The 23,340-nt window shown below is 65.2% G+C and carries 22 protein-coding genes; 10 read left to right on the forward strand and 12 right to left on the reverse strand.

The features are described from left to right. Positions 1-181: 181 nt before the first annotated feature. The 3 genes from AAGI46_05500 to AAGI46_05510 form a co-directional block, all read right to left on the reverse strand. The gene (locus tag AAGI46_05500; protein ID MEM1011660.1) at positions 182-1,474 is read right to left on the reverse strand and encodes a PEP-CTERM sorting domain-containing protein; all 1,293 of its coding nucleotides are present in this window, start codon (positions 1,472-1,474) and stop codon (positions 182-184) included. A gap of 40 nt (positions 1,475-1,514) precedes the next feature. Next, entirely contained in the window at positions 1,515-2,711 is a 1,197-nt protein-coding gene (locus AAGI46_05505; protein MEM1011661.1) for a dockerin type I domain-containing protein, read from the reverse strand. 72 nt (positions 2,712-2,783) lie between these two features. Beyond that, positions 2,784-3,683, reverse strand: coding sequence for a hypothetical protein (locus AAGI46_05510; GenBank protein ID MEM1011662.1), 900 nt, complete (start codon positions 3,681-3,683; stop codon positions 2,784-2,786). Positions 3,684-3,830: 147 nt separating this feature from the next. Between AAGI46_05510 and AAGI46_05515 the strand changes: the two genes are divergently transcribed. From AAGI46_05515 to AAGI46_05530, 4 genes are read left to right on the forward strand one after another with little or no spacing between them, the layout of a single operon-like run. Next, positions 3,831-4,661 (forward strand): thiazole synthase, encoded by an 831-nt coding sequence (locus AAGI46_05515; protein ID MEM1011663.1) that lies wholly within the window; start codon positions 3,831-3,833, stop codon positions 4,659-4,661. Next, positions 4,662-5,069, forward strand: a complete 408-nt coding sequence (locus AAGI46_05520) for a hypothetical protein (protein ID MEM1011664.1) — start codon at positions 4,662-4,664, stop codon at positions 5,067-5,069. Positions 5,070-5,115: 46 nt separating this feature from the next. Beyond that, positions 5,116-5,358 carry an antitoxin family protein gene (locus AAGI46_05525; GenBank protein MEM1011665.1) on the forward strand — a complete coding sequence of 81 codons (243 nt, stop codon included), beginning with the start codon at positions 5,116-5,118 and terminating at the stop codon, positions 5,356-5,358. Further along, positions 5,355-5,774 carry a PIN domain-containing protein gene (locus AAGI46_05530; GenBank protein ID MEM1011666.1) on the forward strand — a complete coding sequence of 140 codons (420 nt, stop codon included), beginning with the start codon at positions 5,355-5,357 and terminating at the stop codon, positions 5,772-5,774. The genes AAGI46_05525 and AAGI46_05530 overlap by 4 nt, the downstream gene beginning before the upstream one ends. On the opposite strand, the gene AAGI46_05535 is transcribed toward AAGI46_05530, so the two are convergent. Further along, positions 5,755-6,234, reverse strand: coding sequence for a GNAT family N-acetyltransferase (locus AAGI46_05535; GenBank protein ID MEM1011667.1), 480 nt, complete (start codon positions 6,232-6,234; stop codon positions 5,755-5,757). The genes AAGI46_05530 and AAGI46_05535 overlap by 20 nt on opposite strands. A 50-nt stretch (positions 6,235-6,284) precedes the next feature. Between AAGI46_05535 and AAGI46_05540 the strand changes: the two genes are divergently transcribed. Then, on the forward strand, positions 6,285-6,521 hold the full coding sequence (locus AAGI46_05540) for a hypothetical protein (GenBank protein MEM1011668.1): 237 nt from the start codon (positions 6,285-6,287) through the stop codon (positions 6,519-6,521). On the opposite strand, the gene AAGI46_05545 is transcribed toward AAGI46_05540, so the two are convergent. After that, positions 6,522-8,306 carry an ATP-binding protein gene (locus AAGI46_05545; GenBank protein ID MEM1011669.1) on the reverse strand — a complete coding sequence of 595 codons (1,785 nt, stop codon included), beginning with the start codon at positions 8,304-8,306 and terminating at the stop codon, positions 6,522-6,524. A gap of 55 nt (positions 8,307-8,361) precedes the next feature. Between AAGI46_05545 and AAGI46_05550 the strand changes: the two genes are divergently transcribed. Further along, complete coding sequence (locus tag AAGI46_05550) at positions 8,362-8,997, forward strand: Uma2 family endonuclease (GenBank protein MEM1011670.1); 636 nt, start codon at positions 8,362-8,364, stop codon at positions 8,995-8,997. Here the strand turns inward: AAGI46_05550 and AAGI46_05555 are convergent. Both AAGI46_05555 and AAGI46_05560 read right to left on the reverse strand, forming a co-directional pair. Beyond that, positions 8,957-9,670, reverse strand: a complete 714-nt coding sequence (locus AAGI46_05555; protein ID MEM1011671.1) for a hypothetical protein — start codon at positions 9,668-9,670, stop codon at positions 8,957-8,959. The two genes, AAGI46_05550 and AAGI46_05555, sit on opposite strands and share 41 nt — an antisense overlap. Before the next feature lie 31 nt (positions 9,671-9,701). Further along, complete coding sequence (locus AAGI46_05560) at positions 9,702-11,618, reverse strand: choice-of-anchor tandem repeat NxxGxxAF-containing protein (GenBank protein ID MEM1011672.1); 1,917 nt, start codon at positions 11,616-11,618, stop codon at positions 9,702-9,704. Between the two features lie 179 nt (positions 11,619-11,797). On the opposite strand from AAGI46_05560, the gene AAGI46_05565 reads away from it, so the two are divergent. After that, positions 11,798-13,045 (forward strand): vWA domain-containing protein, encoded by a 1,248-nt coding sequence (locus tag AAGI46_05565; GenBank protein MEM1011673.1) that lies wholly within the window; start codon positions 11,798-11,800, stop codon positions 13,043-13,045. Between the two features lie 81 nt (positions 13,046-13,126). Here the strand turns inward: AAGI46_05565 and AAGI46_05570 are convergent, their stop codons facing one another. Beyond that, positions 13,127-13,870, reverse strand: coding sequence for a DUF4397 domain-containing protein (locus AAGI46_05570; protein ID MEM1011674.1), 744 nt, complete (start codon positions 13,868-13,870; stop codon positions 13,127-13,129). A gap of 252 nt (positions 13,871-14,122) precedes the next feature. On the opposite strand from AAGI46_05570, the gene AAGI46_05575 reads away from it, so the two are divergent. Further along, the gene (locus AAGI46_05575; GenBank protein MEM1011675.1) at positions 14,123-15,043 is read left to right on the forward strand and encodes an SGNH/GDSL hydrolase family protein; all 921 of its coding nucleotides are present in this window, start codon (positions 14,123-14,125) and stop codon (positions 15,041-15,043) included. Between the two features lie 138 nt (positions 15,044-15,181). On the opposite strand, the gene AAGI46_05580 is transcribed toward AAGI46_05575, so the two are convergent. Beyond that, a complete protein-coding gene (locus AAGI46_05580) occupies positions 15,182-16,987 on the reverse strand; it encodes a SulP family inorganic anion transporter (protein MEM1011676.1) in 1,806 nt (601 codons plus the stop codon). 257 nt (positions 16,988-17,244) lie between these two features. On the opposite strand from AAGI46_05580, the gene AAGI46_05585 reads away from it, so the two are divergent. After that, the gene (locus tag AAGI46_05585) at positions 17,245-17,985 is read left to right on the forward strand and encodes a type II secretion system protein (GenBank protein MEM1011677.1); all 741 of its coding nucleotides are present in this window, start codon (positions 17,245-17,247) and stop codon (positions 17,983-17,985) included. A gap of 21 nt (positions 17,986-18,006) precedes the next feature. Here the strand turns inward: AAGI46_05585 and AAGI46_05590 are convergent, their stop codons facing one another. The 3 genes from AAGI46_05590 to AAGI46_05600 all read right to left on the reverse strand — a co-directional run bounded on the left by AAGI46_05590 (position 18,007) and on the right by AAGI46_05600 (position 22,074). After that, positions 18,007-19,926 (reverse strand): hypothetical protein, encoded by a 1,920-nt coding sequence (locus AAGI46_05590; protein MEM1011678.1) that lies wholly within the window; start codon positions 19,924-19,926, stop codon positions 18,007-18,009. Between the two features lie 112 nt (positions 19,927-20,038). After that, a complete protein-coding gene (locus AAGI46_05595; GenBank protein MEM1011679.1) occupies positions 20,039-20,728 on the reverse strand; it encodes a hypothetical protein in 690 nt (229 codons plus the stop codon). 44 nt (positions 20,729-20,772) lie between these two features. Then, the gene (locus AAGI46_05600; GenBank protein MEM1011680.1) at positions 20,773-22,074 is read right to left on the reverse strand and encodes a LacI family DNA-binding transcriptional regulator; all 1,302 of its coding nucleotides are present in this window, start codon (positions 22,072-22,074) and stop codon (positions 20,773-20,775) included. Between the two features lie 151 nt (positions 22,075-22,225). Here AAGI46_05600 and AAGI46_05605 point away from each other — a divergent pair. After that, positions 22,226-23,340: hypothetical protein (locus tag AAGI46_05605; GenBank protein MEM1011681.1), on the forward strand; the 1,115-nt coding region annotated here is incomplete at its 3' end.

Raw genomic sequence — 23,340 nt, forward strand, 5'->3', positions numbered from 1 at the left:
GACGAAGCGTTCCGTGCCCCGACGTGACACCGTCGTGGCACGATGGATTCGATACGGGCGACGTCAGTCCGAGCTTGTCGCCACGCCGCACGGCTTCAGAGCTGCGCGGATCGACAAATGCAAGGCCCGCGCCCCGAGAGGTCGGGGCGCGGGCGGGTCGTTGCCGAAGCGTTCGGCCGCGCTACGCGGCACGCCGGCGACGCAGCAGGCCGAGCGAGGCGAGGCCGAGCAGCGAGGCGGTGGCGGGCTCGGGGATGGTGATGAGGACGACGGCGTCGGTGGAGCCGTCGAGGATCAGCTCGACCAGGGCGAACCGGCCATCATCGCTGAGCGAGAGCGTCTGGTCGCTGGTCGAGAGCTGGGTGATGACCTTGCCGTCGATCAGGTCGCCCTCCTGAAGCAGAATCTCGTCGTTGAGATAGAGGACGCGGTTGGTGTCGGTGTTGCCGTCGATGCTGGCGACCCAGAGCAGGTTGCCGGCCTGGTCGATTTCAAGTCGTGCGAAGGCCAGGTTGGTGTAGAGGCGTCCGCCGGTGCCAGGCGCGACGTCGCCTTCGCGTGCGAAGAGGCTGCCGTTGAGGAAGACGCCCGAGTCGTCGTTGGTGGCACCGGTATCGAAGTTGCCGGTGAACGCGAAGTCGCCGCCGTCGCCGAGGGCGACTTCGCTGCTGGCCAGGCCGTCCCAGGTGAATCCGCCGACGGGCGAGACGTCGCCTTCGCGAGCGAGGACGCCGGTGCCGGTCAGGTAGACGACGCCGTCGGTTGATGAGTCGCCTTCGAGATCGAGACCGAAGATGGCGGTGCCGGAGTTGTTGTAGTCGTACTCGTCGGCATCGGATTCGATGTCGAGGATCAACTCGCCTCCGAGACCCGGGAGCGTCTGGCCTTCTGCGGCGAGGACCACCTGGTCGCCGGTCGCGATGTCGAACGTAATGAGGCTTGAGATGATGCTGCTGCCGGGTCCGTCGAGGCTGATTCGCGACAGCAGGACCGGACCGTCGTTGACCTGCGTGCCGAAGAAGCCTGCGACGGTGGAACCGTTGAGCGGTCCGCTGGCAGTGATCGCCTCCGACTCCTGGATGAGCAGCGTCTTGTCGAAGTAGAGCCCGCTGTCGTCGCCCGAGCCGGTGGTGCCGTCGAGGAACAGGTTCTGCGCGACACGGCCGTCGTTGGTCAGCTGGAAGTCGTCGAAGGAGCCGGCACCTGCACCGACGGGCGCGGCCAAACTTTCACTCTCGCCGAGGAAGACGCTGCCGTTGAGCAGCAGAGCTCCGTCTTTAGTGGTGTCGGCGCCGTCGGTGTCGACCTCGATCAGGATGTCGCCGAGGTTGTTCGTCGCAACGCCGTCCACGCGAGTGATGACGCCGATGCCGGGAACGGTGTCGCCCTCTTCGAGGACGATGTCGAACGTCTGCGCAGCGGCCGGAAGCGCGGTGGCTGCGGCGGCGATGAGGGCAAGGGTCTTGGTGTACATGATCTGTCTCCCAGAAAAACGAAAAAGGTGAACGTCTGAATCAGCGACGACGACGCAGTGCAGCGAGGCCCGCCAAACCGACGAGGGCGGCCGAGGCGGGCTCGGGAACGGTGGCGACCCAGGCGTCGAGCAGGGCGATGTCGCCCGCGGCCGAGCTGCCGAAGTTGGAGCGAAGAATGCCGAAGTCGGCGAGGTCGACGACGCCGTCGCCGTTGAAGTCGGCCTCGTTGAACGTGAGGAACACGCTGGGCGAGCCGAAGTTGGCCCGCAGAATGCCAAAGTCGGCCAGGTCGACCATGCCGTCGCCGTTGGCATCGCCCGGCAGGCGGAACTGCGACAGGAGTCCCGGCGCAAAGGACGAGCCGGCGAAGAGCACGCTGTCTTCGACGATCGGGCTCAGGAAGTCCGTGTAGTCGTCAATCGACCCGGTTCCGTTGACCAGGTCGTAGGCGTAGACGAAGCCCGGCTCGTCGGTGAAGAGGTAGGCCATGCCGTTGCCGGTGGCCAGGCCGTCGAAGTCGCGTTCGAGCCGTCGATAGTCGGGGCTTGGGACGACGAAGTTGAACGTGCCGGCGACCGGGTCGACCTCGTAAATGCCGGCACCTTGTGGCGCGTCGTTGTCGTCGACGACGGTGTAGATCTTGTCGGTGACGGGGTCGTAGTCGAGCGTTCCGAAGCTGAACGCAGTATCTCCGCCGGGCTGGGTGGCGGTGGGGACGACGAGCGTGCTGGGGAACTGCGTGCCGAAGCCCGAGCCGGTCGGGTTGTCGAGGTCGATCTGATAGACGCCTTTGCCCGGGACGCCGCCCGTGTTGTAGATGCCGTAGAGCTCGCCGTCGTCGGTGAGGGCGAGACCCTGGACACTGATGTCGTTCCCGCCGACCGCGACGCGGCCCTGGAAGGTGACGGCGCCGGTGTCGTAGTCGTAGCTGTACAGGTTGCTCGTCGTGTCGGCCCCGGGGAACAGCGACGAAACGTCGAGAAAGAGCAGGCGGTTGTTCGCCTCGTCGGCCGTCATCGCCCACACGTTGAAGCCGGTCGTGCCGGGCAGCACCTCGGTGTCGACCACGTTGGCGGGCAGCGGGAACTGGATCGTCTCGCGCAGCGTCGCCAGGTCGATGTACGTGAAGGACGTCTGGCGATCCGTGTCAGCGAAGACGAGCTGCGCCTCGGCCGGCGCGGCAAGCAGGGTGGTCAACCCGGCAGAGGCGATTGTCGAAGCGAGCGTGCGATTCATGTCTCTTTCTCCCAATTCCCGCCGACTCTCAGGCCCGGCATGACGGACAGACAAGGCGTCACCAACGACGATCTACCGCCTGCGTCGAAGGCCAAGGGCACCGATCACGAGCAGAAGCGTCGCCGAGGCAGGCTCCGGCACGAGCAGGGCGTTGCTGCTGGCATCCGAAATCCACGTCGCGCCGCTGAACGTCTCGTTGAAGAACCACGGCACCTGCAGCGGCGTTCCGTACGTGCCGCTGGCCAGGTCGTACGTGAAGATCGACCCACCCGTCTGAACGGCCCGGTCCTGCACGAGATAGACCACCCCGTCGCCCACCGCGAGTCCGTCGATGTCGGGCCGGGTCGCGCCGGTCGGGATGCTGCCCGGCGGCGGTGCGGCGAGCAGCGTCGGCACGCCGGTAGCGAGGTCGATCTCGTAGAGGCCCTGGCTCGAACCGGACGTCAGGCCGTCGCTGAAGCCGTAGGCCTTCCCGGTGGCGGCGTCGATGTCGAACGCCCCGAAGTCGAACGTGCTGCCAGGGAACGGCGCGATGCTCTTGACCGTCGCGTCGGCCGTCGACAGCTCGTACAGCCCCTCGACCAGTCCGCTGGAGTCGAGCGTTCGCGATCCGACGAGCCTGCCGTCGACGCCGTCCCAGCCGAGGCCGGTGATGGAGACGAACGGGCTGGTCGCCTGATCGCTGGTGGTGTTGCCGATGAGTGTCGGCGACGCGGAAGGATTGCCGTAGTTCCAGCTGTACAGCGTGACGGTGTTCGTCATGAAGTAGAGCGTCTCGCTGGCGTCGTCGTTGGCGATCGCCTGGGCCCCGAAGCCCTCAAGCAGCGGCGTATACGTGCCCGTGTCGACGTCGACGTGCCACAGCGGTTCGTTGGCGTCGCTGACGCTGATGACGAGGTCGGCCGAGGCGACGGCCGAAGTCACACCGATCGCCGCCGCTGCCGTCAAGCCGTGTCGCAGTATGGAGTGCACAATCCCTCCCAAAGGGGCCATCGCCCACGACGCCCCATCGGCCGCGGACCGAAGCAGCGTGAAAAGTTGGCCTGACGGTGTCAAGCGAATTCCGATAGTGCGGGCACGAGGATGAGTTCGCGCATCTCGCGCTTCGTAAGCTTGGCCATGAGCCCCAGCCTGACCATCGGCGATGTCACCCTCGACGCCATTGAGCACCGCCTCTTCACCGGCACCGGCAAGTACAGCGACTACGACGTGATGGCCAAGGCCCTCGACGCCAGCGGCTGCCGGGTCGTCACCGTCGCCGTCCGACGCGAACGTCTCATCGATGCCGACGGCAAGAGCCTGCTCGACTACCTCGACCTCGATCGCTACACGATCCTGCCCAACACGGCCGGTTGCTTCAGCGCCGAGGACGCCATCCGCGTCGCCATGCTCGGGCGCGACCTGTTGGAGAAGCAAGGGAATGCCGGCGCGGGTTGGGTGAAGCTCGAAGTCCTCGGCGACAAGACGACGCTCCTGCCCGACCCCGTCGGCACGATCGAAGCCACGGCCGAGCTGGTGAAGGAGGGCTTCACGGTGCTGGCCTACACGAGCGACGACCCACGGGCGGCGGTCCGCATCAAGGAGGCCGGTGCGGCAAGCGTCATGCCCGCCGGCAGCCCCATCGGCTCCGGCCAGGGCGTGCTCAACCCGCTCAACATCAGCCTCTGCCTCGAACTCTTGAAGGAAGGCGACGCCGACTATCCGGTGATCGTCGACGCCGGCGTCGGCACGCCGAGCGACGTGACGATCGCCATGGAACTCGGCGCCGACGGCGTCCTGCTCAACACCGGCATCGCCCATGCGAGCGACCCCGTCACGATGGCCACCGCCATGAAGCACGCCCTGTTGGCGGGCCACCACGGCCTCCGCGCTGGCCGCATCCCGAAGAAGCGCTATGCGACGGCCAGCAGCCCGATGCAGGGGACAATCGGGTACATTCCGGGGGAGTGAATGATGTCGACTGTCCTTCGCGCAAGTGGAAAAACCTTCGACGTTGATGCATTTCTAGCAGAATGCGACTGGGAGGTCGTGAAGGTGTTCAAGCTGGGTGCTCCAGTCCGCGCATCCAAGCCGGATGGTCCTGCCAATCAATTCTTTGGATTCAACGCAGCTGTTGCTGATGCTGCATTCGGCGACATGGAGAAGCAAATCGAGCAGGCGACACGGTTCCTGACCGCGGAGCGTGAAGAGGTCATCAGGCTCGTTCATTTTGAAGGCGTTGAAGGTGTGAGCGTTGATTTCACGGTGAAGTGGAGGCCGGTTGCCGCACAAGGTGAGTCACTTCCGCCGAAACTGATAAAGGCGGCCGGAGATTGTGGCATCGGGATCGACATCACGATCTATGGGTTCGACGAGTGAAGCAGGGTGGGCTTCCGCCTACCTGATCCGTTAACATCATCGCTGCATGAGCAACCGCACCATCGAAGCCGAATATGCCGGTGGCGTCTTCCGTCCGCTGCGGCCGCTCGATCTGGACGAAGGGCAGCGGGTCACGCTCACGGTGGCCGAAGCCGAGCAGGCGTGGGACCCGGATCGGGCAAAGGCCGTCATGCGCGAACTTGCCGCGATGCCGCTTGAGAACCACGCAGATGGCGAAGATCGCACAAGCGAAGATCACGATCGGTTTCTCTATCCCGAATCGAAGTGAATCGCAGCGATGTCATTTTCGTTGACACCGGCGCGTGGTACGCACTCGCCGTCCCGAGCGACGCAAACCACGCCGCTGCTACCGCGTGGTTCGCCGCTAACGAACGTCCGCTGTTGACGAGCGATTACGTTGTTGACGAGACGCTCACGCTCCTGCGAGTTCGGGGCGAGCCTCGGCTTGCCGTGGAGATGGGGCGGCGGTTCTTCGCAGGCGATCTCGGCGAGGTGCATCACCTCACGCCGGAAGACGTGGCAGAGGCGTGGCAGGTCTTCCGCACCTACGGCGACAAGGCGTGGAGCTTCACCGACTGTTCCAGCCACGCCCTGACACTTCGCCTCGGCATCACGACGGCTTTCGCCTTCGATGCCCACTTTCGCCAGTTCGGCCACCTGCAGATCATGCCGAGTTCGGCTTGAGCAAGTCGCGGTAGAACCCGGGCTCACTGCCGTCGATGACCGTCGCTCCGCAGGTGTCGCGGTAGAAGTCGACCGGGCCGGCTCCGCCGATGATGGCGTAGGCGTAGCCGGCGGTGTGCATGGCGTGGAGGCTGTGGAGCAGGAGGGCCTTACCGATGCCGCGGCCACGGGCGGAGGGGGCGACGCCGGTCGGGCCCCAGAGGCCGCGGGCGGTGCAGTCGTAGCCGGCGAAGCCGACGATCTTCGACCGGCCACCCTCTGCCGGCTCAGTCGCGAGCCAGGTCGACACCGGCCGATTCGCAAATCCCGCGTCCGCCTCGTCGGCCCAGCTTCGTGTGAAGTGCTCCTCGATGAAGTCGCGCAGATGCCCCCGCTCGAACGGCCGGGCGACGCGGATCGTCACGCCCTCTACCGGCGTCGCGGGGGGCAGGTCGTAGAGCTTGACGAGCAGGTCGGGCATCCCGAGAAGCGTAAGCCTCTGACGCGTCGTGCTCGGTGTACGATCATGACATGCAAAAGGAGTCCCTCCGTCAGGAGTTGAAAAAGGAGCCGTTCCAGCAGCTCGACATCAAGACGAGCGACGGCGACACGTTTCGCATCGTCCACCCCGACTTCGCGCTCATCACGCCAACCGGATCGGCGGTGTACATCTTCGACAAGGACGATCACTATCGCGTGGTCGATCTCGCGCACGTCGTAACGGTGGAGCCCGTCAAGCCGCCGAAGAAGAAGGTTGCCCGAAAGTAGTTACTCGCCCAGCCCCACGTATGTGTGGCTCGGGTCGTCGCTCTGTTCGACGAAGGCGGGGAGGGAGATGCTGAAGGTGGTGCCGTGGCCGGAGTCGCTTTTGACGGTGAGGGTGCCGTCGTGTTCTTCGATGATCTTCTTGGCGACAGGCAGACCTAGGCCCGTGCCGCGGTTTCCTTTGGTGCTGTGGAATAGCTCGAACATGTGCCGGCGGAGGTTGGGGTCGACGCCCGGGCCGTCGTCGACAACGTCGATGTTCGTCCGCTTCTGCTCGGCGTCGTAGCGGCAGATGACCTTGACGACGCCCGTCGGGGCGGTCTGGACTTCGGGCTCGGTTTCGCTAACCGCGTCGACGGCGTTGCCGAGCAGGTTCATGAGGACCTGGTGCAGGCCTTCCTCGTCCAGCGGTACGGCCGGCTGGTCGTCGGCGACGTCGGCCACGACCATTACGCCGCGTTCGTCGGCCATGGGCGCGACGAGGTCGACGCACTCGTTGATGACCTGCCGCGGGTTGACGAGCTTGCGTGACGGCGTGCGGGGTTTGCTGAAGGCCAACAGATTCATCGTCAGGCCGAAGATGCGGTCGAGATTGCGGTCGACGACGCCCCAGCCTTTGTCAAGCTGATTCCAGTCCTTCCGTTTGCGTGCCATCTCGACGACGCTCGCGCCGCCGCGGAGGGCTTGGAGGATGTTCTTGATCGAGTGCGACAGCGCGGCGGTTGTTTCGCCAACGGCGGCGAGTCGTTCGGCCTGCAAGCCCTTTCTGTAGAGCTTGGCGTTTTGCAGTGCCAGACCCGTTTGCAGTCCGATGGCCGTCAGGAGCCGCAGTTGATCAGTGCCGTACGTGTAATTCTGCACGCTGGAGTCGACGTAAAGCACGCCGATGACTTCGTTCTCGTCGCTCTGCACTTCGAGCGCGTCGGCCGTGTCGGGGATGGGCGGCGCCTTGCCGACGCCGGCGTCGAGTCGGCGGGCTTTGATCGGGCAGGCGATGGCGCTGCGAATGCCGAGGTTCTGAACGCTGTGCCCGCTGCGGAATCGGCGATCGGTCATGGCGTTGCTGCAGACGACGCCCTCGCCCGTGCGGACCACGTGCGTCAGAATCGTCCGGCTGGCACGGATCGGCTCGGGCTTGACCGGCTCGTCGTCCTCGCTCTGCGGCGGTTCGGGGTCGCGACGACGCACGGCACGCGGCGTGAGCTTGCCGTCGATGTCGTAGAGAAACGCGACGGCCTGATCGGCACGAACCGTCTCGAAGACGAGGTCGAGCACAACATCGAGCACCTGGTCGTCCGTGAACTGGCTGCCCAGCGCCGCGGCGAGTCGGTAGAGGACCTTCAGGTTCGCCATCGCCGCCGCGGCAGGCTCGGGCACGGCCAAGACGATCGAGTCGTCGCTGGTGGCGGGCAGGGTCGAGATGATCGACGAGTCCATGCCACTCTCGGCCGTCTCGAGCGCGACGGACTTGGTCGTCTCGCGGCTGACGCCCGCGGCCGCACCGAAGAGGAGCAGCGTGCTGCCGATGCGGATCTGGTCGCCGCTCTTGATGTCGATCGGCTGGGTCAGGACGCGTTGGCCGTTGAGCCAGGTGCCGTTGGCGCTGCCGAGGTCCTTAAGGGTCCAGCGATCGCCGTACGCGGCGGGGCGGAGTTCGGCGTGGCGTCGGCTGCAGGTGTTGTCGTCGAGCCGGACGTTGGCGCGCTCCCGCCCGACCAGGGCAGGTCGGTCTGGCAGTTCGAATCGCTTGCCACGATCCGGGCCTTGCAGAACGAGCAACGTCAGCACGGTCCCACTGTATCGAGGCCGGCCGATGGCTCACGAAAATGATATGATGACTTCGATGGACACGTTGCTCCGCCCCAGACCGGCCGCCCTGGCTCATCCGGCCGACGAGGAGTTCCCGCCGATTGCCGACGGCTTCGACGACGAGGCGATTCTGGATCGCCTCGAGCAGGACGATCGCAACTTGGAGTTCGACGGCGAAACCTTTGTGGAGAAGAACGTGAGTGTCGAGTCAAGCTTCGTCAACGGTTGGATCCTGACGCTCATCAACAACTTCATCATCGCTAACGGGTGGCCGGCCGTGGCTTTGGGGCCGGAGACGATTTACCGCTGCTGGCCCGATCGGCCGCGGCTGTTCCGCAAGCCGGACGTCAGCGTCATCCGCATGGAGCGGTTTCGCGAGCACGAACGCAACCCACGCGTCATGACGATCCCGGCCGACCTGGTCGTCGAAGTGCTCTCGCCGACCAATCGGGCCGAAGACCTGAACCAGAAGCTCGAACTTTACCGCGAGGTCGGCTTCGGCCCGGTCTGGGTGGTCAGCCTGCTCAGTCGAGCTGTCGACGTGTATCAGCCCAACGGCGAGACGAAGCGTCTGCGCGGCGACGAAGTGGTCGATGCGGGCGATGTGCTGCCGGGCTTCGCACCGACGGTCAACGACCTGCTCGGCCCCGATGCCGCAAGAGGCCGGTGAGGGCGACAAGCCCCAGACCTGTCGCTGCGGCGGTCTCGGGGATGACCTGGAAGCTGATGCGGAAGCCGAGGCGTGTGAGCCCCTCGTCGCTGATGTCGCCGTCACCGTCTTGGTCGAGGATGGCGATCTCTGCGCCCAGCTCGAACTCCGAGCCGAAGCCGTAGTCGATGGTCTCGAAGACGACCAGCGGGTTGTCTGCGGGCGACGTCCCGCCGGAGACGACGGAGTCCTCGCCGTTGAGCGTGAGCAGGCCGTCGACTTTGAGCGTGCCGCCGACGAAGCCGCCGGTCAGATCGAGCCCGTCGAAGACGCCGGCGGTGGCGAGATTGGTGCCGATGGCGAGCAGGGCGATGTCGGGCGTCTCAGTGCCGAAGACAGTCCCGGCCGGGATAAGGCTGGCCTCGTCGGTCGTCAGGACGACCTCGATGATCACGTCTTCGCCTGTGGGGAAGAACTGTTGGGACTCGACAAGGACGGTGTTGCCCAGCGACGTGACGAAGGAGGACGTCGTGCCGAAGGAAAAGCTTTCGTCGACGAGCAGCTCGTCCGCGCCGCCGGTGCCGGTTGGCGTGAGGGCAAAGAACGCCAGGCCGACGTCGTCGCCGGGCACGACTTCGGTCGCAGCGGCGGGAAGGGCCAGGGCCAACGACGCGAGGGCAGCGTGCATCTTCATCGCCGCATTGTGTCGCGCGATTTGAAGACGATCAACGCCTGCGCTTGCCCAGGAGCAGGAACGCCAACGCGGCGATGCCAGCCGTCGGCTCCGGCACGGTCGCGGCCCAGGCATCGAGGATCGCATGGTCGGCGCTGCTGCCGAAGTTCGCCCGAAGAATGCCGAAGTCTGCGAGGTTGACGAGGCGATCGCCGTTGAAGTCGGCGGTGTCGAAGGTGCCGTCGGTCGAGCCGAAGTTGGCTCGCAGGATGCCGAAGTCGGCGAGGTTGACGGTGTCGTCGCCGTTGGCGTCGCCGGGCAGGTTCAGGTTGGCGACGAGGACGACGACGTTGTCGACCGACGAGCCGCGCAGGCCTGCGACGAAGGCGACCTCGCCGTTGTCGCTGAATCCGCTGAGCAAGCCGTCGCCATTGCCGCTGCCGCCGAGGAAGCCCAGGAAGCTGATGTCGCGGGTGGTGCCGTCGGGCAGCGTGATCGACTCCTCGTCGACGGCGATGACGCGCAGCTCGCCGTTCTTCTCGGCGAAGATGGCCGTGCGGAGGAAGCCGTCGGCCGTCAGGATCTGACCAATGAAGGCGGCGTCGTTGTTGGCGTTGAAGACGAGGCTGGCCCGCGGCACGGACTGGCCGATCTGCGAGATGGTCGCCCCCGGCATGCCGGGCACGTCCTGTCCGACGTAGGCGACGAGGTCAAGGTTGTTGATGCCGCCGCTCCGGTCGGACCACAGGCCGACGACGCTCTGGCTGTTGTCGGGCGTGCGTGCGGTCGCACGGAACAGGACGTTGTCTTGTTGGTTGATGAAGACGGGCACACTGAGCAGGTCGCCGAAGACGAAGTCGCTCGTGCCGTCGTTGTTCAGGTCGGGCGTTCCACCTGCCACGACGCCTTCGCTGGCGACGATGCCGCCGTCGGAGAAGACGCCGGTGTCGCTGCCGCTGGGCAGATCGCTGAAGCGAGCAGGGAAGGCAACCGTGCCGATGCTGTTGATCGACGGCCGGCCGAGGCTGGTGAAGCTGACGTCGCCGCCGGCATCGCTGCCGGTCTGGGCTTCGAGGCTGATGTCGGCCTGGTTGAAGGTTGCGATCGCGTTGAAGGCGGCGGCGTCATCCGTGTCGATGACCGTCCGGAAGATCAACTCGCCGGTGCCGCTGATACCGTCGACTTGCGTCGTTGGGAAGAAGTCGGTGTCGCTGCCGTTGCGTGCAACGAGTGTGAGGGCTTTGCTGTTGTCGGGCTGGACGCGTTCGACCCACAGTCCCTGGACGGACCCTGGGCCATTCGGGTTGACTGCCGTGGTGCCGAAGCCGACGAGGCCGTCGTTGTACGCGAATTCGGTTGACCCGCCGTAGGGACTGATGAAGTTCGCGCCTGGGCCGAGGCTTTGGAACTCGTAGCCGAAGGTCGGGCTGACGGGGTCGATTTGCGGAATGGTGTCGCCCGCGCGGACGACGCTGCGGACACTGCCGTCTGCCTCGTAGACGAGGATGGCTTGACGGACGTCGCTGGAGTTCGGGCCGACTTCGAGCTGGGTGCCGTGGGCGACGCTGCCGTCGTCGCCGACGATGAGCCGTCCGCCTTGGATGCCATCAAAGTCGAACCCGGGCAGACCGGGCACGGCCTGCCCTTGAAGGGCGAGCGTCTGCAGCACGCCGTCGCGTTCGACGAACGCACCTTGCCGCGTGACGCCCGAGCCGCTGTTGGTGCGGCCTGCGCCGAAGAACGCGACATCGCCGTGTGCGTTGATGGTCGCACCGCCGAAGACGAAGGTGCTGCTGAAGCTCGAAAAGACCAGGCCCGGATCAGACTGATCGGGGAGGACATCCGACTTCTGTGCGACGGCGCGGAGGGTCACCTGGGCCGACGCGATCGGAATCGCGGTCGCGGCTGAGGCCAACGCGAGAAGGGTCGCGATCCGCTTGGATCGCCCGGCGGGGTTCGAATGGCACATCCTCAACTCCTGCACAGGACAAACTGGTCCGCTGGCGGCGGAATCCGCAACTGCAATGTGCCAGCGCGAACGCCTTTGTCAACAAATTGTCTTGCCTGTCGGACGCAGAACGGAAGGGCCGCGCGAGATTTTTCCTAAGACGGGCGAGTGGTCGTGCGTCGTGCTGGTGGAGACCCACCATGACACGAAACCGCACGATCTCTTCGACCACTACGACCCGCCTTTTGCTTGCCGGGGCTGTTGCCTCGGCATCGCTGGCCGCGCTGACGACGCCTGCACCGGCGGCCGGGCCACGAAACCTGCCGCCGATCGTTCTGCCGACGCCTGCCGAGGAGGGCCCGTCGATCGACCTGGTGCTGCTGCTCGACACCAGCAGCTCGATGAATGGCCTCATCGATCAGGCCAAGGCCCAGCTCTGGAAGATCGTCAATGAGACGGCCGATCAGACGCGCGACGGCGAGAAGGCCAAGGTCCGCGTCGCGCTCTTTCAGTACGGCAACGACGGTCTGCCCGTCACGGAGAACTACATCCGCCAGGTCGTCCCGCTCACCAGCGACCTCGACGCCGTCGGCACCGCGCTCTTCGGCCTGACGACCAACGGCGGCAGCGAGTACTGCGGGGCCGTTATCGACGACGCACTCGGCGTGCTCGACTGGTCGACGGGTGACGACGACTACCGCACGATCTTCATCGCCGGCAACGAGCCGTTCACGCAAGGTCCGATCGACTACCGCGTGGCAGTCGGCGAGGCGAAGGGCCGGGGCGTCGTGGTCAACACGGTGCACTGCGGGCCTTCGCAGGCTGGCGAGAGCGGCGAGTGGACGCGAGCGGCCGCCATCGGCGGGGGCGAGGCGTTCAACATCGACCAGGACCATTCGCCCGTGCCGCAGATCATCTGTCCGCAGGACGAGAAACTCGGCCGACTCAGCCTCGAGCTCAATGAGACGTACCTCTGGTTCGGCGATCGCGAACGACGCGACGAGGCCGCCGGTGCGCAGGTCGCCAACGACATGCGGATGAGTCGCATGAGCCCGTCCCTCGCCGCAGTCCGGGCGGTGACCAAGGCCAACTCGGTCTACGACAACGCCGGTCGCGATCTCGTCGACACGCTGGCCGGCGACGTGGACGCGCTTCCGACAAAGCTGGCCGAGGTTCCGGAGGACGAGCTGCCTGAGGCGATGCAGGCGATGTCCGCCAACGAGCGCGTGCAGCACGTCAAAGAGCTGGCCGAGCGTCGTTCGTCGATTCAGGCTCAGATCCAGACGTTGGCGGCCGAGCGTGCGACGTTCCTCGCTGCCGAGCTGGCTCGCCAAGCCGACGCAGACGCCGGCCAGGTCACGCTTGGCGATGCCGTCACGCAGGCCGTCGCTAGGCAGCTCGAGGACCGTGGCTTCGACAAGGTCCGGCCGACCACGCGTCCGCGCTAGCACAGCGGTTGGACACTCAACGCAAAATGGCGGCGTCACGCACGTGACGCCGCCATTCGCATTCTCTCGCCTGTCGCTAACTCACTTGCGGCGACGCAGCAGCAGCGTGCCGAGACCTGCCGCGAAGAGGCTGGCCGTCGCGGGCTCCGGGATCACCGCGTCGGTGCTGACGAACGCGCCCAGCGGCGTGTTGGCATCGCCGACCAGGCCGATGGCGTAGATCGTGTAGACCGTGCCGGCCTCCGCGACGAAGCCGTCCACGTCGAGGACGCTGCCGCTCGGGCGGTCAGCACTGACGAGCACCGAGATGTCGTACGTGCCAGCCGGGACGGTCTGGTAGCCGCCGCTGGTGAACTGGTCGACGTCATCGAACAGCGTGCCCACGCCGGCGACGTCGATGTCGACGGTCGGGGCGTTGCTGCTGGCGTGGACGAAACGAATACGCGCGGCGTTGGGGTCGATCGTGTTGTCATCGACCAGCGGCAGCGCCTGCAACGCCGGCGAGCCGCCGAGCAGACCAACGGCAGCGATCGTGTAATCGGTATCGCCGTCGATCGCGAAGTCGTCGACGTCAATGCCGATGACCGAGTTGTCGCTGTCGAGGACGACGTCGAAGTCGTAGTTGCCGGTCGGCAGCGGGATGTAGTCGGTGACGGCTGGGTAGGTCGCGCCGTCGAACGCGAGGCCCTTCGCACCGCCGGTCGGTCCGGCCAGGACGTCAACAGCAGGCGTGTTGGGCGAGAGGTGAGCGACGCGGACATCGGCCTGGGCCGTCGTGGCGGTCGCAACAGCCGCGGCAGCGGCGACGAGAAGCTTGACTTGCATGGATTCTCCCGGGGAGAGGAATGTCAGACGAACAGACCCCGCGATGGGGCCCTGCCATGGCACGTCGCCGTGCGCCCGGGCGCGCTTTCACACATCGACAAGTTTTGCCAAGTTGTCAGGCCGTCAGGCCAGGGTGTCCGAGTTTCAAACCCAAGCGACGGCTGAAATGTCTGTTGGAACTGGCTCTTGAAACCGGTCGGGCAATCCAGCACAGTGGCCCGCGAGATGATGCGAACCGCTTCTATTGCTGTCTTGCTCCTTGCCGGTTCCGCGTCGGCAACCTTTGACGAGCTCATCGTTTTCGGCGACAGCCTCACCGACGTCGGGAACGTCGAGGCCACCACTGACGCCATCCCGCTCGTCCCCGCGACGCCAGGCCCGGCGTACTTCAACGGCCGGTTCAGCAACGGGCCGGTCTGGGTCGAAAACCTCTCGGCCAGCCTCAGCCTCGGTCCCGTCGTCCGCAGCGGTGCCGGCGGAGACAACTTCGCCCACGGCGGGGCACTGGCATCCGGCAGCAGCTTTCCATTCAACCTCGTGGTCGACGATCTCGACGACCAGGTCGACGACTTCCTAAATCGCGACGGCACCGCCGACGCCGCCGATCTGTTCGTCATCCTCATCGGCGGGAACGACATCGAAGCGGCCGTCAACGGCGGCAGCAACGCGACTGCCACGGCCGCGGCGACGGAAACGCTCGACCAGATCACACGCCTCTACGACGCCGGTGCCCGCCACTTCCTCACGCCCAACCTGCCCGACCTCGGCCTCGTCCCGCGCTACGACGGCCAGGAGGCATTGGCGACGAGTCGCACGCTCGCCTTCAACACAACGCTCGACGCCGGCCTCGACGCGTTCGAACTCGCCCGGCCTGATGCGACGCTCTTCCGCCTCGACCTGGTCACGCTCTTTGCCGACCTCGTCGCCGATCCCGCGAGCTTTGGCCTGGTCAACGTCACCGACTCCGCCGCCCCCGGCCTGGTCGCGGGAGACGGCAACTACGACCTCTCGCAAGTCGTCTCGAACGCTGATGAGTTTCTCTTCTGGGACGACCTCCACCCGACGGCGACCGGCCATGCCCTACTCGCCGACGCCGCCTTCGCCGTCATCCCCGAGCCGACGCTCGGCCTGACGTTGCTAGTCCCAGCAATACTTCTGCGCCGGTATCGATAGGAAGGCGTCTCGGACGCCTCTCGTCCGTCATCCTGAGCGAGCGCAGCGAGTCGAAGGACCTCGTTCGCCCTTCGGAAGCCGATCCAGGCGAGGTCCCTCGGCTCCGCTCGGGATGACGGAAGCGGAGCTTCGAGTCCGTCACGCCAGTCGTTCCGTCGCCACGTGGTACTGTGGGTCTTCGCTGACGTTGACCTCGACGAATTCTCCAGCTTTGTCGAGGAGTTGGCGGCACTCGGGTGAGAGGTGTGTCAGGTGCAGACGCTTGCCCAGAGCCCGGTACTTCTCGGCCAGCTTGCTGATCGCCTCCAGGCCGGACTGGTCGTAGACGCGGGTGTAGTAGAAGTCGACGACGACGTCGTCTGGGTCTTGCTGTGGCGTGAAGCTCTCGGTGAAGTGCGTGACGCTGCCGAAGAAGAGGGCTCCGTGCAGCTGGTAGATCTTGCTGCCGTGCTCGTCGAACTTGACGTCGACGCCGAGGTGGAAGGCGTGTCGCCACGCGAAGACCAGTGCGGACGCCGCGACGCCGAGCAGGACGGCCGTCGCGAGGTCGTGCATGAAGACGGTGTAGCCGGTGACGAGCAGCATCACGCCGAAGTCGGCCAGCGGGAATCGCTTCCACATCTTGAGCGTCGCCCACTCGAACGTACCGATGACGACCATGAACATCACGCCCACCAGCGCCGCCATTGGAATCAGCTCGAGCATCGGCGCGAGCGCGACGACGAAGACGAGGAGCATGACCGCCGCCGTGATGCCGCTGAGTCTGCCGCGTCCGCCGGAGTTCACGTTGATGAGGCTCTGCCCGATCATCGCACAGCCGCCCATGCCGCCGAACAGGCCGCAGGTGACGTTGGCGACGCCCTGGCCGACGCATTCGCGGTTGCCCCGGCCGCGGGTTTCGGTGATCTCGTCGACAAGCGTCAGCGTCATCAGTGACTCGATCAGCCCGACGCCGGCGAGGATCAAGGCGAACGGCAGGACTGTCAGGAACGTCGCCCACAGGTTCTCGGGCTTGAGCACGTCCAGCGCCTCGCCACCCGTGTAGCCCGGGCCGCCCAGGAAGAACGGCATTGGCACGCCCGCCGACAGTCCGGGCGACTCGGCCGAAGCGACCGCGGCCTGGACCTCGTCGGGCGACAGCTTCACGTCATCGGTCGGCACCACGGCGAGGCCTTCGGGCAGGGCGTTCTCGTTGAAGGCGGCGACGGTCGTCTCCAGCTGGTCGGCCTGGGCCTGGCGGACGGCGCGAGCCTGCTCGTTCGTGTCGAGCATGTCGCGAATCGTCGGCGTGTGCAGCCCGGCTGCCGACAACGCCGCCGCCAAGAGCGAGACGCCGACGATTGCGACGAGGCTCGACGGCACGGCCCGCGTCAGCTTCGGCAGACCCCAGATGACGAGCATCGTCAGCGCGACCAGCCCGAGCATGAGCACGAGCGGCGTCCCGGTCATGTAGTGCAGCAGGCCGTCATCGCCGAGGGTTTTGAAGCTCGTGAGCTGGGCCATGCCGATGACGATGGCCAGTCCGTTGACGAAGCCGAGCATGACACTCGCCGGCACGATGCGGATGAGCATGCCGAGCTTCAGCAGCCCGACGGTGATCTGGAACACGCCAGCAAGAACGACGGCCGGGAAGAGATACGCGATCCCCTTGTCCGCCACGAGCGACACGACCACGACGGCCATCGCGCCGGTCGCCCCCGAGATCATCCCCGGCCGCCCGCCAAGGACGGCGGTGATGAGTCCGATGAAGAACGCGCTGTAAAGCCCGATGATCGGCGAGACGCCTGCCACGAAAGCGAACGCGACGGCCTCGGGCACGAGAGCCAGAGCGACGGTGAGCCCGGAGAGGACGTCGTTGCGGGCATTGGCCGTCTGCCGATGGAAAAAGTCGACGAGCGGCGTCTTCGGCTGGGCGGATGGGGTGGCGTCGTTGGCGTGCAGCATGAGCAGGAGCGGCGGAGGGTAGCGACTGCTCCGTGTTGCCGCTCCTGCTGCAGTTGAGTACGCCGTAACACGATGCTCTGAATGACTTTAAACACTCAGCAGCCTGTGCTCTCTGATCTGACCCAAGCCGGTATGCCACTACGCACGTATGGGAAGTTGTTGGTAAAGATTTGCGACGCTGTTGCCCATTTGGTCACTTTCTGGTATTCTTCGCGACCGGTCGACTCCCGCCGCTGCGGTCGGCCAAGGAGGACTCCATGACACCGTCTCGCCACCGAAGAGGGTTCACGCTCGTCGAACTGCTGGTCGTCATCGGCATCATCGCGCTGCTGGTTTCGATCCTGCTGCCGACGCTGAGTCGTGCGCGTGCGTCCGCTCAGTCCGTGAAGTGCCTTTCAAACCTCAGGCAGATCGGCACCGGCTTCGTGATGTATCAGAACGACTTCAACGGCTACATCGGAGGCGTGCGGGGCAATGGCACCTTCGGGTTTGCGGGCGTGTCGTGGGAAGAGCAGATCAGCACCTACGTCGCGCCGGACATGACCTGGGACTTCACGCAGCAGATTCCCATCGGCCTGTCGATCGACTTCTTCACGTGCCCGTTCGACGACAATGTCGGCTTCGAAGGGCGACAGCATCGCAGCTACGCCTTCAACATCGGCCGACCTCCCTTTGAGCCGGACAAGTTTCCTGACGCACCCGGCCGCATCCGCCAAGTCCGAGATCGATTCCCGACGACGACGTACGACGACGCGCTCATGAGCACTGTCATGGTGGCCGACCGGTTCGGCGTTCCGGGTGGCAATCCGATTCGCGTCACGCTCGGCGTCGTCGATGACTCAGTGGGCGTGTGGTGGAACTTCTCAGAGCTTCCGTCGCGGACCCATAGCTCCGGCAACCAGAACCTTCTCTTCTTCGGCGGCCATGCGCTGAGCAACCCCTTTGCCGAAAGCCGCGACGATCATCGGCCTCTGTTCGACTACGACATGGGTCCGTAGTTCGGGCCGAAAAGGGCGATCTCAGTCCAGCTTGTGCGATTGCAAATCGAGAGAGAAAACGCGCGACTGCCATTCGGATAACGGCAGCTTCACGGCACCGATTCCGTCATTGATCTCGAAGACGAACTGCTCGTCGGTTTGCCCGAGGCTATTCAACACGTACCGGCCGTCTGTGGGAAGTCGCAGTGTGATGGTGACCGTGTCGTCGGTACCGAGCTGGTCGCGCGTCACGACGACGATGGTTCGCCCGTGTTGATCGATGAAGCCAAAGCCGGATCCATTGGCTGAAAAGCGAAGCGGCAGTTCGGCAGAAGCGATGTCGCTCACATCGAAGACCGGAGCCAGCCGATTCAGGCGACGACGCTCGTCGGCCGGCAGGTCTGCGAGGCCGTCCACGAGCCAGGCACTCGGCGCGGCCTCGGGCTTCAGCGCGTCGAGCGCAACGTCGCTGACGAAGTACGCGGGAATTGCGTGGCCTCGCGTGTGTTCAACAAGACTCCTGACCGGGAAGTACTCTTGAAGTGCCAGCTCGTGACTGTCTTCGAGCGAGGCCGAGTAGTACAACGCCGGCCCGAACGGAGCGGTCGGGTAGATCGTCAACCCGAGCGTCTCCCACAGTTCTTCTGGATGATGGCCGCTGAATTGACGCTGAACGTACTCGGCCGCGCGTTCGACCTTGCCGTCGCGGGTGGCGATGTGCACCCACGGCAGCGCGATCCACGCGGTCTCGAGCACGTTTTGGCCGAGCGATTCGAGTTCGCTATCGGAGAGCTCGACACCTCGGGCCTTGGCATACTCGCGCGTGGTTCGCCAGATCGACATCGAGTGAACGTCGCCCGACGCAGGCGGCGTCGCGTTTTGAGCCATCGGCATCATGATGCCGCGGGTCATTGCTGGCTCGCGCGCGAGGTGCGTCCCGACCATGCCGATGTAGGCCGCGAGCGTGTCGCCACCGACGTTGCGATTCCACGGGATCGACCAGGCCTCGACCTGATACGCGAGCATCGCGTCGTCCGGCAGAGCTTCGACGATCATCCGGGCGTCGATGGCGTGGTAGCGCTTGTCGTGGATGTGCGTGTGCTTCTGCATCTTGATCACAGCCGGCCGCCCCGTTGCGGCCTTGAGCCGTCGCGCCATGTCGCCGTACCAGTCGGCGTACGACAGGTTCCAGTAGTCGATCCAGCGTGCAAAGTGGCGTTCGATGATGAACTCCGCCCGCCTTTCGACGCTGCCACGCGGCACACGAACGCCAGTCTTCCTTGAAAAGTCGGCGATGATCGCGGGTTGAAAGTCGATCTGCGTGACGTCGTGGTACGGCAGCTGATCGAAGTGGTCAGCGAGTGAGACGCCGTCGATCCCGACACGCGCCGCATAGTCGGCGAGGCCGTCGTTGAACCACTCGCCCCAGTTCGTGATGCCCGCGGCTGCGTCGCGATCCGGGTCGTCAGGGTCGAGTGGCCGCTGTGGCGCGATCCATGCTTGCGGCGTGGCGAGGTTCGAGTCCGGTTCATGCTTGTCGGAACCGGGGTGCCTGCCGCTGCGATCGAGCCAGAAGTAGTCCTCGCGATCGTGCATCCACTCGAACCACGCGCGGTGGGCCGGGCTTTCCGCGTCGGGATGTCCGCTGCCCGGTGCTGCGGCGGCATAGGCGGAACGCCAGTGCATCAGGCTGAACGTCGGCGCGATGCCGCGTGACCGCAGTTCGTCGGCCCGCTGGGTCTCACGCTCCGCGTAGCGGTCCTGCATCCGATCGGGATCGACTTCCCAAAACAGGAATCGCTGGAACCCGCCGTGCCCGGCCCGAGGAATGGTGAAGAGATCCTCCGCGTACGGCGGATGCTGTGCATTCGGCTGGGCATGCTCCACACGAACGGGCTCTGCCGCCGAGGACAAACCTGCCGCAATCAGGCACGACGCAACAACGAGCAAGCGATCGATCATGGCGACGAAGTTGGGGTGTCGTCTGAGTCAAAACACAGCGTCCAGCAACCCGAGTGGGCAGCAGGACGCGAAGCGGAATCAGCTGCTGGAAACGCCTTGCTCGCGTTCTCGGCTAGCGAGTTCGCTTCATCAGTGCCAGGCCGAGCAAGCCAGCGGCTGCCGCTGCACCAGGCTCTGGGACCGCGGTGATTTGAATGTCGTCGACGAACGCAGTGAACGACTGCGGGCTGCTGCCAAGCGTGGGGTTTTCGTAGACGTAGGTAAGCTCGATGTTCGTGAGTACGTTGTGGCCGTTGTCGATTGCCGCCTGTGCGTTGACCACTTCCGTGATGGTGATGAAGGCAGTGTCTTCGTTCCCGCCGAAGTTCTCGCGATCGATGTTGACGCGTGTGACGTTGCCGCCGCCCGTCAGGTTGACTCCGTCGGTGAAAAAGAAGGAGAAGTCGACGAATTGCGTTCCCACCTCTGCCTGCGCGGCGGCGTACTTGAACGAGAGTGTGAACTCGGAGACTCCGGGCGGGAGTGCAGCGATCGGACGGTTCGGATCGTCGATCACCGTCGTGTCTCTTACGGTCGATCCGGTCCCAGTGCCAGCTGGAACGTCAATGACCAGTGCTCCAACGCCTGTGCCGGAAGCACCAGTCGGTGTTAGCGGTGCAGGGACAATGTCAATGTTTCCGTTGAAGTCTGTTGAAGCATCTTCGAAGTCCTCTTCGAAGAGAATCGTGCTGGACTGCGCCACGGACGCGCAACCGGCGAAGGCGATGACTGCGGCGAGTGTTGAGAGTGAGTGATTGAGCATCTAAGTCCTCCTGTGGAAGTGAAAATTTGAGTCGTGTGGAAGCACTACGCTGGAGACTGGAGCGTCGGCGATACAGCGGGACCGTCGTTTGACCAGACCCGCTCGTTCGAGAGGCTCTGATGTTCGGCATGCGGCTCGCCGTCCGCGAACGTGACGAGGCGTGGCGTGATCAACTGTGGCCCCCGCGCCTCTTCGCCGTTTAGCTGTGCGTGGAGCCGTTGGACAAGTGCTTGCCCGATCGCATCAAAGTCCTTGTCCGCGGTTGCTGCGGGCGGCCGATGAATGAGCCCGAGCTTGCGAAGATGGGCCCAGGTGTTGTCGTAACCCGTGACGACGGGGCGTGGTGACGACGGGTCGAGTGCGTAGTCGACCGCCTCGCTTGCGACTGCAGCGCAGTAGTCGGAAGCGCAGACGATGGCATCGGGCCGATCGGGAAGGTGGAGCAGCGGGGCGAGGTAGCCGGCGAGGTATCTCGCGTCCGCTTCGCGAGCGGAAAGGTCCATGGCCTCGTCCCGAAAGACTGCGTCCACCTCCAGTGGTGCAAAGGGCTCGAGTCCAGATTCGTCCATTGCCTGCCGATAGCCCGCGATCCGCTGCTGCCACCAGGTTGGGAATCGCTCCGCCTCTCGAATGGAAGACTTGACGCGCAGGTATGGCACCGGACGCCGGCATCCGCGCTGCTCGATGAGCCACCGCGTCATCAGGTAGCCACCGGCTCGGTGATCGGATGCGACGATGTCACCGAGCTTGCTGCCGCTCGAGTCTGCCACCGAATCGTCTCGAAATCCGTAGGCGACGACCGGGACACCGAGTTCGTGGGCCCTGGCAACGACGCTCTTTTCGGTGGTGTCGCGTGCCTTGAGTGACGTGGCAACCACCACGCCGCTGACGCCCTCACGAGCCACCGCAGGCAGAGTCGACTCGGCCGATGACAAACGAAGGACGAGCAGGTCGTACCCCGCCGCGACCGCTGCCTCTGTGACGGCAGAGGTCAGCTGCGCCGAGTAACCGCGCGGCGCGCCGCCTCCGGACAAATTCTCCTGTTTGTCGTCCGTGACGAGCGCGATCATCTGGGACAGCGATCGCGGCGTCGCTTCCTGATCGATCGGATCGGCGACGAGAACCCTGCCTCGACGGGCGTGGCTCTTGACCCGGCCGTGGGCTTCGAGTGTCTGCATCACCTGTCGCAGCGTCGGCCTGGAGACGCCGCACAGTTCGGAGAGCTCGCGCTCCGGGGGCAGGACACGACCGTCGCCGATCCGGCCGTCGGCACGGAGCCGATCCAGTTGCGATGCCACGCGTTGGTGCTTGTGCGTCTTCCACGGGATGGCAGCGAGGCTCGGCATAGGCGATTGGTCAACCTGACAAAGGGTGGTGACCAAAAGAATACCACAGTCTCCCCGCTTGGCTAGCAGAAACTCGATTCTGCGAGCTCAGCCCGTGCAACGTTGACGTCGCAGGCTTGGAATCCATGGCAAAACCTGGCATATTGAGGCGATGCAGTCCTCCATCGGGCGATTTGTTGTCCAGATATTGACCATCGCGGCTCGACGGCCAATCGCGGTCGCCGCCACGGCGATCGTCGTGGCATCGCCGGTGGCGTTGGGCAACAGCAAATGGGGCCAGCTCGACCTCATGCACAACTACGCCGAGTGCTTCGGCGTGCCCGGTCCCGAGGACGAGCGACCCGCAGCGCATGCACGCGTCACGCTGCTTGCCAGCAACGCGCCCGGCAACGTCTTCACTCCGCAAGAGCAGCCAAAGCTCCGCTTCCAGATCGAGCGATCTTCGAGCGAGGTCGCCTGGCCGACGACGGCCGAGGTGCACGTCATCCGCTATTCGATGAAGGCCGTTCCCGGGGACAACTGGTTCCCGAGGCTCGAGCCGCTCGAACGCATGCCGCCCGTCAAGGTCGATCTGGACGGTCCCGCCGATGCCGACTGGTTTGACACGGAGATTGTCTTCGATCTCCCGGCCACCTTCGGCGGGTACGGCGTCGTCGTCGACCTCGGGCCGATGGGGCGGCACTTACTAACGAGCGTCGTCCGCACGTTCGAGCACGATGTCGAGCGACTGCAGTACCCAACGCAGTCGCTGGAGAAGATGCCGCCGGCGGTCCTCGAGCGGCTCGGGGTGCAGGCGATCCGCAAGGCCGTCCAGTTCCGACCGCCCGGCACACTCGACGCCGAGCCGTATCGCGAGCAGCTTCGCCAGCAGTTCGCCGAACTGCACGAGCACAAGGTGACTGCCGCCATCGAGTTCGGTGTTGGGCCGGACCGGACGATGCAGCCGATGGGACGAGGTCGTCCGCATCTCAACGACGACGACGAGTTGCGCGCCGGCAAACAGGATCTCGTCTGGCTGCCCGAGCACGACGACGCGTACGAGCAGTACGTCTACGAAATCGTCGCCGAGCACGGTTGGCCCAAGGGACCGGTGACGGGCGTGATGTTGTGGAACGAGCCGTGGGAGGGCAGCAGCATCAGCGGTTGGCAGGCGGACTTGCCGCGTTATCGCGAGCTGTGGCGGCGGACGTGCGAGGCCGTCTTCCGTGCACGCGAAGAGGCCGGCGTCGACGTGCTGGTCGGCGGGGCCGACTCGTCGAGCAACAC

The sequence above is a fragment of the Planctomycetota bacterium genome, from assembly GCA_038746835.1.
Lineage (GTDB): Bacteria > Planctomycetota > Phycisphaerae > Tepidisphaerales > Tepidisphaeraceae > JBCDKH01.

Bases quoted from the DNA above. Each gene is read 5' to 3' on its own strand.
- AAGI46_05515 (MEM1011663.1), top strand. From the start codon at position 3,831: ATGAGCCCCAGCCTGACCATCGGCGATGTCACCCTCGACGCCATTGAG.
- AAGI46_05555 (MEM1011671.1), bottom strand. From the start codon at position 9,670: ATGAAGATGCACGCTGCCCTCGCGTCGTTGGCCCTGGCCCTTCCCGCC.
- AAGI46_05550 (MEM1011670.1), top strand. From the start codon at position 8,362: ATGGACACGTTGCTCCGCCCCAGACCGGCCGCCCTGGCTCATCCGGCC.
- AAGI46_05580 (MEM1011676.1), bottom strand. From the start codon at position 16,987: ATGCTGCACGCCAACGACGCCACCCCATCCGCCCAGCCGAAGACGCCG.
- AAGI46_05585 (MEM1011677.1), top strand. From the start codon at position 17,245: ATGACACCGTCTCGCCACCGAAGAGGGTTCACGCTCGTCGAACTGCTG.
- AAGI46_05560 (MEM1011672.1), bottom strand. From the start codon at position 11,618: ATGTGCCATTCGAACCCCGCCGGGCGATCCAAGCGGATCGCGACCCTT.
- AAGI46_05505 (MEM1011661.1), bottom strand. From the start codon at position 2,711: ATGAATCGCACGCTCGCTTCGACAATCGCCTCTGCCGGGTTGACCACC.
- AAGI46_05520 (MEM1011664.1), top strand. From the start codon at position 4,662: ATGATGTCGACTGTCCTTCGCGCAAGTGGAAAAACCTTCGACGTTGAT.
- AAGI46_05565 (MEM1011673.1), top strand. From the start codon at position 11,798: ATGACACGAAACCGCACGATCTCTTCGACCACTACGACCCGCCTTTTG.
- AAGI46_05570 (MEM1011674.1), bottom strand. From the start codon at position 13,870: ATGCAAGTCAAGCTTCTCGTCGCCGCTGCCGCGGCTGTTGCGACCGCC.
- AAGI46_05500 (MEM1011660.1), bottom strand. From the start codon at position 1,474: ATGTACACCAAGACCCTTGCCCTCATCGCCGCCGCAGCCACCGCGCTT.
- AAGI46_05595 (MEM1011679.1), bottom strand. From the start codon at position 20,728: ATGCTCAATCACTCACTCTCAACACTCGCCGCAGTCATCGCCTTCGCC.
- AAGI46_05600 (MEM1011680.1), bottom strand. From the start codon at position 22,074: ATGCCGAGCCTCGCTGCCATCCCGTGGAAGACGCACAAGCACCAACGC.
- AAGI46_05535 (MEM1011667.1), bottom strand. From the start codon at position 6,234: ATGCCCGACCTGCTCGTCAAGCTCTACGACCTGCCCCCCGCGACGCCG.
- AAGI46_05525 (MEM1011665.1), top strand. From the start codon at position 5,116: ATGAGCAACCGCACCATCGAAGCCGAATATGCCGGTGGCGTCTTCCGT.
- AAGI46_05540 (MEM1011668.1), top strand. From the start codon at position 6,285: ATGCAAAAGGAGTCCCTCCGTCAGGAGTTGAAAAAGGAGCCGTTCCAG.
- AAGI46_05590 (MEM1011678.1), bottom strand. From the start codon at position 19,926: ATGATCGATCGCTTGCTCGTTGTTGCGTCGTGCCTGATTGCGGCAGGT.